8 protein-coding genes are annotated in these 8,713 nt (G+C 65.3%); 1 reads left to right on the top strand and 7 read right to left on the bottom strand.

All coding sequences use genetic code 11. The features are described 5' to 3' along the window. The 6 genes from A5658_RS11665 to A5658_RS11640 form a co-directional block, all read right to left on the bottom strand. A partial coding sequence (locus tag A5658_RS11665; protein ID WP_231997284.1) for a gamma-glutamyl-gamma-aminobutyrate hydrolase family protein occupies positions 1–394 on the bottom strand: 394 nt, incomplete at its 3' end. A 43-nt stretch (positions 395–437) separates the two neighbouring features. Beyond that, complete coding sequence (locus A5658_RS11660; RefSeq protein WP_067334430.1) at positions 438–1,802, bottom strand: glutamine synthetase family protein; 1,365 nt, start codon at positions 1,800–1,802, stop codon at positions 438–440. 16 nt (positions 1,803–1,818) lie between these two features. Then, positions 1,819–2,370, bottom strand: a complete 552-nt coding sequence (locus tag A5658_RS11655) for an alpha/beta hydrolase (protein ID WP_067334460.1) — start codon at positions 2,368–2,370, stop codon at positions 1,819–1,821. A 182-nt stretch (positions 2,371–2,552) separates the two neighbouring features. Then, complete coding sequence (locus A5658_RS11650; protein ID WP_067334427.1) at positions 2,553–4,052, bottom strand: cobyric acid synthase; 1,500 nt, start codon at positions 4,050–4,052, stop codon at positions 2,553–2,555. After that, positions 4,049–4,906 (bottom strand): type I methionyl aminopeptidase, encoded by an 858-nt coding sequence (gene map / locus A5658_RS11645; RefSeq protein WP_067334423.1) that lies wholly within the window; start codon positions 4,904–4,906, stop codon positions 4,049–4,051. Before map ends, A5658_RS11650 begins: the two co-directional genes overlap by 4 nt. 18 nt (positions 4,907–4,924) lie before the next feature. Further along, positions 4,925–5,509, bottom strand: a complete 585-nt coding sequence (locus A5658_RS11640) for a DUF1707 domain-containing protein (RefSeq protein WP_067334420.1) — start codon at positions 5,507–5,509, stop codon at positions 4,925–4,927. Between the two features lie 662 nt (positions 5,510–6,171). Between A5658_RS11640 and A5658_RS11635 the strand changes: the two genes are divergently transcribed. Next, positions 6,172–6,669, top strand: coding sequence for a hypothetical protein (locus A5658_RS11635; RefSeq protein WP_067334417.1), 498 nt, complete (start codon positions 6,172–6,174; stop codon positions 6,667–6,669). A 218-nt stretch (positions 6,670–6,887) separates the two neighbouring features. On the opposite strand, the gene A5658_RS11630 is transcribed toward A5658_RS11635, so the two are convergent. After that, positions 6,888–8,699, bottom strand: coding sequence for a penicillin-binding transpeptidase domain-containing protein (locus A5658_RS11630; protein ID WP_067334406.1), 1,812 nt, complete (start codon positions 8,697–8,699; stop codon positions 6,888–6,890). Positions 8,700–8,713 lie beyond the last annotated feature (14 nt).

Below are 8,713 nucleotides of genomic sequence, written 5' to 3'. Positions count from 1 at the left end.
CCGCGTTGCCCGCTCGGTGTCCGCTGTGCCCGATGACGTCGGGTAGGTGCTGGTGCAGAGTCCCGCCGAGCGCGACGTTGAGCACCTGCGCGCCGCGACAGATGCCCAGCACCGGAAGCTTCCTCGCGAGCGCTCCCCGCAGCAGCGCGAATTCCCAGTCGTCGCGCTCGGGGGCAGGCTTGTCGTTGTTCGGATGCGGCTGCTGACCGTAGGCACCCGCGTCGACGTCGTTGCCGCCGGTGATCAACAGCCCGTCCAGGCTGTCGAGCACGCGCTCGGCGATGTCGGCGTCGACCGGTTGCGGCGGCAGCAGGACGGCCGCGCCGCCGGCGTCCGTCACGCCCTTGAAGTACACCTGGGGAAGGAAACTGGCGCGCACGTCCCAGACGCCCATTTGCGCGCGGGTGAGATAGGTGGTCAGGCCGATAACCGGAGGTCTAGAACCGCTCAAACCCGCGAACCCTCTCCCAGTCGGTGACCGCCTTGTTGAACGCGGCCAACTCGACGTGCGCGGTGTTGACGTAGTGGTCGACCACTGCATCGCCGAGCGCCTGCCGGGCGACCGCCGACGCTTCGAACAGCGTCGTGGCTTCGGCCAGCGTACCGGGCAGCCGGCCGGAATCGTCGTCGTCGGCAAGTTGATAGGCGTTGCCCGAACATGGCTCGGGCAATAGAAGTTGGTGCTCGATTCCGTGCAGGCCGCCGGCGATCAGCGCCGCGACCGCCAGGTACTGGTTGACATCGCCGCCGGGAACTCGGCATTCCACTCGCATGCTGTCACCGTGACCGACGACGCGCAGGGCGCACGTCCTGTTGTCCAATCCCCACGCCACCGCAGTCGGCGCGAAACTGCGGTCGGCAAACCGCTTGTAGGAGTTGATGTTCGGCGCATAGCACAGCGTCAGCTCGCGCAGCGTGGCCAGCTGGCCCGCGACAAAGCTGCGAAACATCTGCGACATGCCGAACGGTTCGTTGTCCTCGGCGAACACCGCGGAGCCGTCCAACGACGTCAGCGACATGTGGATGTGGCAGCTGTTGCCTTCGCGCTCATCGTATTTCGACATGAACGTCAGCGACTTGCCGTGCTGGTCGGCGATCTCCTTGGCGCCGTTCTTGTAGATGCCGTGGTTGTCGCAGGTGACCAACGCCTCGTCGTAGCCGAACCCCAGCTCCTGCTGGCCGAGGTTGCACTCCCCCTTGACGGCTTCCCACCGCAGGCCAGCACCCTGCATGTGTCGCCGGATATCGCGCAGCAACGGTTCCATGCGGCTGGAGGCCATCACCGCGTAGTCCAGGTTGTAGTCGCTGGCCGGGGTCAAGTCGCGGTAGCCGTTGGCCCAGGCCTGTCGGTAGGTGTCGTCGAACACCATGAATTCCAACTCGGTGGCGACATAGGCCCGTAACCCGTGCTGGTGCAAGCGGTCAAGTTGACGTGTCAAGACGCGACGCGGCGCCGGCTCGATGGGGCGGCCGTCGTGCCACAGCAGATCGGCCAGCACCAGCGCGGTGCCGGGCAGCCATGGGATGCGTCGCAGCGTGCTCAGGTCCGGCCTCATCACCATGTCGCCGTAACCGCTGTCCCAACCCGCCATCGCGTAGCCCTTGACGGTGTTCATGTCGACGTCGACGGCGAACAGGTAGTTGCAGCACTCAGCGCCCTCGTCGGCGACCTGGTCGGCGAAGAAGGCGGCGGAGACCCGCTTGCCCATCAGCCGGCCCTGCATGTCGCTGAATGCGACGATCACCGTGTCGATATCACCGGCTTCGACGAGTTGGTCGAGCCCTTCGCGCGACAGGGTCACGCCGTGATGGTATCGGTCACCACGTGCTGGTGCGCAGGACGATCTCGGCGGCCAGCTGTGCCGTCGACTCGTGTGCGTTGCGTCGCCCGAGCAGCTCGACCACCCGGTAGTCGCCGTAGACGAAGCGCTGACTGGCCTGAGCCACCGAGTGGGCCGCGGAGTTGCTGACCAAAGCGGTGGTGTTGATCTCGACCGGTGGACAGTCGCCGTCGCGGATGACGCCGGCGTGGTCGGCGACCCGCGGATGGCCCCGATCGATCACCACAAGACCGGTAAAGCGGTCCAGCCGGGTGGCTGCCAGCTCCCACGCCAGTTCGGCGCCGTCGCGGTCACCGACCAACACACCCCAACTGATGTCGAGCACGTCGAGGATGCCCACCACCGACTTCGGTGTCAGGCGGGGGTCCGGGGCGATCGCGATCGTGCGCAGCGAGGCGGTGTGCAGACGCTCGCACACCGGGTCGTAGGCAGGCAGCGCCCGCTGGGCTGAACACAGCAGCACCACGACGGAGCCCTTCTCCGGACCGGTGTCGCAGACCTGGATGGGAAACCCGTCGACGGTAGTCATCATCGTCGAAGGCACTACAGCAAATTACAGTGAATTCCCCCGCGCACGGGACGTTTTCGGCTGGATCGATGGCCGAGTGACAGTTGGAAACGCGTCCGCAACATTGGACTCGTATGCAGCGCTTGCGACAACGATTGACGTCTTTGCCGAAAACCCTTGATTGGACCAGCCATTGGCCGCGTTTAGCGCAGCGCGGTAGTGATCGTCGAACGTCGCGGCGGGCCGTCGTCCAGCAAGCCGGTGACCGCGTCGACGTCGAGATGCGCGTCCAATAGATCGGCCATCACATCTAGCTGGGCGTCCCGCCGCGCTGCCACGTTGGTATCACCGGCAATGACGAACCCGTCCCGGCCCGCGGCGGTCGCGGCGTCGGCCAGCCAGCGCCGGCGGAAGTCATCGTTGTCGAATAACCCGTGCCAGTGCGTCCCGAACACGTGGCCACGCCGATATCCCTCGGGCTCGGCGTCGATCTCGAACCAGGTGTCCTCCGCGCAGCGGCGCACCCGCCCATGGTGAATCTCGTACCCATGCAGTGAGTCCTGGCGCCGACGCAGCACCTTCTCCGCTGCAAACGTGATGTCGGCGTCGAGAAGCCCCAACGCCGCGACACGACCGGACCGACTCTCGACCGGGTCGTCGATCGAACGGCAGAGCATCTGAAAACCGCCGCAGATGCCCAACACGGTGCGGCCCGCGTTGACGTGTGAACGGATCGCCGCGTCGAGCCCCCGCTCACGCAGCCAGGCCAGGTCAGCCACGGTGGCCTTGGTGCCCGGCAGCACGATCACGTCGGTGTCGGCCAGGTCGGCCGGCTCTCGCACCCAGCGCACCACCACCCCGGGTTCGCAGGCCAGGGCTTCGACATCGGTGGAGTTGGAGATCCGCGGCAATCGCAGCACCGCGACACGCAGCCATTGCGAGCCTTGGGGCGGTCGCGGTGTGCCCAGGATGCGGTGCGCCAGAACCGGGAGGGCATCTTCGGTGTCGAGCCACAGATCGTCGGCGTAGGGCAGCACTCCATAGGTGGGACGGCCGCTCAGTTCGGCGAGTTGGCGCAGGCCCGGCTCCAGCAGCGAGACGTCGCCGCGGAATTTGTTGACGATGAAACCGGCGACCAGCGCCTGGTCTTCCGGGGCGAGCACCGCCACGGTGCCGAACAGGTGCGCGAGCAGGCCGCCGCGGTCGATGTCGCCCACGATCACAACCGGAAGGTTCGCCGCGCGAGCCAGGCCCATGTTCACCAAGTCGGTTGCCCGCAAGTTGATTTCGGCCGGCGATCCGGCACCCTCGCAGATCACCGCATCGAATTCGGTTCGCAACTTGGCCAATTCGTCGTACACGATTTCCGACAGCGTGTTGCGGTCTGACCAGTACCCTGCGGCGGTGGTCGTGCCGGCCACGTGGCCCTTGATCACCAGCTGCGAGGTCATGTCGCTGCCCGGCTTCAGCAGGATCGGGTTGAACCGCACGCTGGGCGCCAGACCGGCCGCGCGGGCCTGCATGGCCTGGGCCCGGCCGATCTCGCCGCCCTCGACGGTAACCGCCGAGTTGTTCGACATGTTCTGCGCCTTGAACGGTGCGACCCGAATTCCTTTGCGCGCCAACAATCGGCAAAGACCCGCGACCACCATCGATTTTCCCGCGTCGGATGTGGTGCCGGCGACCAGCAGCGCGCCGCTCACGGCAGGGTGAGAATCTCCGCGCCGGAATCGGTGACCAGCAGGGTGTGCTCGAATTGCGCGGTCCACTTGCGGTCGGCGGTGACCACGGTCCAGTCGTCGTCCCAGATCTCGTAGTCCAGCGATCCGAGGTTGATCATCGGTTCGATGGTGAACGTCATCCCCGGCTCGAGGATGGTGGTGACGGCGGGCTGGTCGTAGTGCAGCACCACCAGCCCGTTGTGGAAGGTGGTGCCGATGCCGTGTCCGGTGAAGTCGCGAACGACGTTGTAGCCGAACCGGTTTGCGTATGACTCGATGACACGGCCAACGACGGAGAGGGCGCGGCCCGGTTTGACGGCTTTGATCGCCCGCATGGTGGCCTCGTGGGTGCGCTCGACGAGCAGCCGGTGCTCCTCGGAGACGTCGCCGGCCAGGAACGTGGCGTTGGTGTCGCCGTGGACGCCGTCGATGTAGGCCGTGACGTCGATGTTGACGATGTCACCGTCTTCGATCACCGTCGAGTCCGGGATGCCGTGGCAGATCACCTCATTCAGCGATGTGCAGCACGATTTGGGATAACCCTTGTAGCCCAACGTCGACGGGTAGGCGCCGTGGTCGATCATGTAGTCGTGGGCGATGCGGTCGAGGGCATCGGTGGTGACGCCGGGCGCGACGGCCTTACCCGCCTCGGCGAGCGCCCGGGCCGCGATCCGACCGGCGACCCGCATCTTCTCGATCACCTCAGGTGTTTGGACCCAGGGCTCGGTGCCCTCCTTGGCGGTCGCCTTGCCGACGTATTCCGGGCGTTCGATCGACGTGGGCACCGGAAGCGGCGGCGACACCACGCCGGCGGACAGGGCGGAACGAACAGGCATGTTGTTCAGGGTATCCGTTCAGGAGCGGCCGCGGCGACGCATCAACGAGCGGCGCGGGCCCTTGACCTTGACCGAGCCGCACACGACCCGCCCGGTCAACACCACGTGCGGCGTCCCCTCAGCGGGCGCGACCTTGCGCCTGTCGCTGGCGCTGCCGCCGTATACCTCGACGTCGTCGATGGATGCGCTGGCGCCCTCTGGCAATCGAATCTCGACCGAACCGAATCGCATGTCGAGTTCGATCACGACAACGGGCCCGGCGAATCTGGCCTTGACGAGATCGAGTTCGACCGAGCCCATGCGGCGCACCAGCGCCAACCGAGTGGGGACGGTCCATTCGCCGTGCCGCTTGAGCGATCCGGCCCAGCCCCGCAACTCGACGCGGTCGGCCGCAGAGGTGACGATCGCCCCAGGCCCGGGCAGGTCGCCGACCAGGCTGTCGAGCTCATTGCGGGTTCGGGCATAGGAGACGTGCGTGGATCGTTCCTCGAACTCCCCGATGTCGATCAACCCCAGGGCGACTGCGTTGTGCAGGCGCCGCAGGGTGCCGTTGCGGTCGGCATCGGAGACGCGCAGCTCGGACAGTTCATCGGGACGTGTCATGGCGATATCAATCTACCGCCGTCAGTCGCCGACGAGGCCCGCTGGGCAAGTGCCCTGGTGAGGGGCCTAGTTGATCCCAGAAGCACGAGACATGAGGCTCGTATGGACCGCTTCTGCGCGCGAATTGCACCGAGGCGTTCACCTATCGCGAATTGTATTGACCTTGTTAACGCTATCGACGTTATTAGATAAAGTGTCAAAACCATTGTTGGTACTTCTCAGACAATCAGTTCGGTATCTCGGAATTGACGTCTGATTTTCCGGATATTTGGCCGGAGTGATTGCGAAGCGCGTCGGCCATCCGGCGCATCTCCGTTCGGCGCCGTGAACAACTAAGGACTACTCCATAACGCGCCGAACTGCTGCTTCGCGGGCCTGGACGTCCATCCGACAACCTGAAGGGGACTCGGACAGGCGAGTTTGACTAGGTTACTTAACCGCTCGATGGCCTCTAGCTGCGAGTAAGAGGAGGCTTAACGCGACGATAGCTTCGCCTGAGATTTTTGTTAGGAATTTGCTTAACACAGGCCAAGAACTGTTATAAGCTTCGATCCGTCGAAGGCTCGTCCGCCATGGGGGAGAAAGACTCATGTGCGAGCCAACGGCAGTGGGGCGGCAACCCCACTTCCACAAGGAGTGACACCTAGATAGGAGGCTCGCACATGAGTCACAAGCATTTTACAGCCATCGGGGCCGCACTTGGTGGCGCGGCCATCGCCGCGATGCTCGGCATGGGCACGGCCACCGCCGACGTTGGTGACCCGATCGCCGACATCTACGCTCCCGGCGATGACTACACCGTTCTGTTCGGATCCCTTGGCGAGCAAGGCGTCGCGAACCACGCTCTGGACCTGGAATTGCTCGCGTCGAACCCGAGCGGCTACGAGGCGTTCAACGTTGCCATCCAAGCGTTCGAGGAAAACGCAAGTGAGCACGCGCTGTCGAACCTGATTTACGCCATCGACCCCAGCGCGTTCTACCTGCAGACCTCGGATGACATCATCGGCACCGTGGTGAACAGCGGTGACGCGTACCTCGTTCCGGACAGCTTCCTCGGCTACCTCGCCACCGGTCTGGACTACGGTCTGCTTACGCCGACGGGGCTGAACTTCGTGCTGACTCCGCTGATCGACATTCTCGTGGGACAGCCGTTCTCCTGATCCGCACAAATCCACCTCGTTGAGGTGGCGGTCTGGACCGGTGGGGGCGGGGGAATCTTCCCCACCGGTTCGGACGCCAATGCGTCGAGCCAGCAGCGGGCCACCCCAGAGCCCCTGGAGTCCGCTCGCCCGGCGAAAAAAGCCTGTCGCCCGGTCGCCCCTCGCGGCCGGGCGACAGCTTTGTCTAAACCATTGCGGTTGAACGCCTTTCAGGCGTTTCAGGCCAGGTAGTCGGCGGGCATCGACTCGAACATGAACTTGGTCATCCGCACCGCATACTCCGAACTGCCTCCCCCGACGATCAACGACGCGAAGGCGAGGTCGCCGCGGTAGCCGGCGAACCAGGAATGCGACCCGCCGGGAAACTCGGCCTCGCCGGTCTTTCCGTACACCTCGCCGCAGCCGGCGATCTCCTTACCGGTCCCGTTGGTCACCACGAGCCGCATCATCGGGCGCAACCCCTCGATCATCTTCTCGGTGATCGGTGTGGTGTCGCCGGTGACGGTCGTCGGGCGTCCCTCAATCAGCTTGGGCACCGGCGTCTTTCCGGCCGCGACCGTCGCAGCGACCATCGCCATTCCGAACGGAGAGGCCAGCACCTTGCCCTGGCCGAAGCCGTCCTCGGTGCGCTCGGACAAATCGACGGTCGGTGGCACCGATCCGGTGACCGTGTTGATGCCGTCGATCTGGTAGTCCAGCCCGATGCCGTACTGGTAGGCGGCCTGGGCCAGACCTCGCGGCGGCATTTGGCTGGCCAGTTCGGCGAAGGTGGTGTTGCACGAACTGGCAAAGGCGCGCGACATCGGGACCACGCCGAGATCGAATCCGCCGTAGTTGGGTATAACGCGCTGCCCGATTTCCAGGTGGCCTGGGCAGCCCAAAAGCGTGTTGGGACTTGCCATATCGCGCTCGAGCGCCGCACCCGCGGTGACCATCTTGAACGTCGACCCCGGTGGGTAGAGGCCGGTGGTGGCAAGGGGGCCGATCGCGTCGGCCGCGGAATTCTGTGCGACGGCAAGGATCTCGCCCGTCGAAGGCTTGATTACCACGATCATCGCCTGACGGCCTTGGTTGTCGACCGCGTGCTGCGCGGCGTTCTGCACGGCCCGGTCCAGACTGATCGACACCGACGGGGCCGGTGACGGCGGAACCTCGTGCAGCACAGCCAGATCGACGTTGTTCTGGTTGATGCTGACCACGCGCCACCCAGACTCGCCGTCGAGCTGCTCGATCACCGCCTTCTTGACCTGACTGATCAGGGCCGGGGCGAAGTGGTAATCGGTCGGCAGCAAGTCGGCCTGCGGCGTGATCACCACGCCGGGCAGGCTGTTGAGGACCGGGGCGACGCGGTTGTTGTCGTCGGTGCGCAGGGTGATCAGGTCGACGGGCTTACCGGTGCCGCTGGCCTGCTCGGCCAACCGCTGCGGGTCGTTGATCGCGTCGTCGAAGGGGTGCAACGCGTCGACCACCGAGCGGGCGGAGCTGATCAGGAAGGCGCCGGCCTTGGACGCGTCCAGCGTGTAGTGGTACAGGTAGCCGGGCGCCAAGACGTCCGTGCCCCCGACTTCGTTGACCGAGGCACGCTTCGGCGGATCGGCTCGCAGCACCAGCGTCTGATGCTCGCCAAGGCGGGGATGCAGATCGGTGCTGCTCCAGCGGACTTGCCAACGACCTTCGTAGCGAGCCATTTTCAGCTTGCCGTCGTATGTCCAGGTCCGGTTCTTCGGCAGGTGCCAGGTGTAGCGGTAGCTGACCGAGCCGGTGTCCTCGGCGTACTTCGATCCGGTGATCTGGGTGTCGAGATGGCTGGCCTGCAGCCCGGCCCACGCCGCATTGAGTGCTTCGCGGGCGTCGCTCGGGTTATCGCTGAGGTCGGCCGCTGCTCCCGTGTCGCCGGTGGACAGCGCGGCGAAGAACTTCTGGGCGGCCGGCGCGGGCCCCTCCTGCTTCGGCGTGCAAGCCGACACCGCGGTAGTCGTGACCAGGACCGCGACTGTGGCGGCTGATGCCACTGTTAATTTTGTTGCCATTGTGGCTGATGTTA

Origin of the sequence: Mycobacterium sp. 1245111.1, from assembly GCF_001673405.1 — a bacterium.
In the GTDB taxonomy this organism is placed as follows: Bacteria; Actinomycetota; Actinomycetes; order Mycobacteriales; family Mycobacteriaceae; genus Mycobacterium.
Note: the sequence above shows the minus strand (reverse complement) of the source record. Positions and strands in the feature narration are given on the sequence as shown.

Bases quoted from the DNA above. Each gene is read 5' to 3' on its own strand.
- A5658_RS11655 (WP_067334460.1), bottom strand. From the start codon at position 2,370: ATGACTACCGTCGACGGGTTTCCCATCCAGGTCTGCGACACCGGTCCG.
- map (WP_067334423.1), bottom strand. From the start codon at position 4,906: ATGCCTGTTCGTTCCGCCCTGTCCGCCGGCGTGGTGTCGCCGCCGCTT.
- A5658_RS11640 (WP_067334420.1), bottom strand. From the start codon at position 5,509: ATGACACGTCCCGATGAACTGTCCGAGCTGCGCGTCTCCGATGCCGAC.
- A5658_RS11635 (WP_067334417.1), top strand. From the start codon at position 6,172: ATGAGTCACAAGCATTTTACAGCCATCGGGGCCGCACTTGGTGGCGCG.
- A5658_RS11630 (WP_067334406.1), bottom strand. From the start codon at position 8,699: ATGGCAACAAAATTAACAGTGGCATCAGCCGCCACAGTCGCGGTCCTG.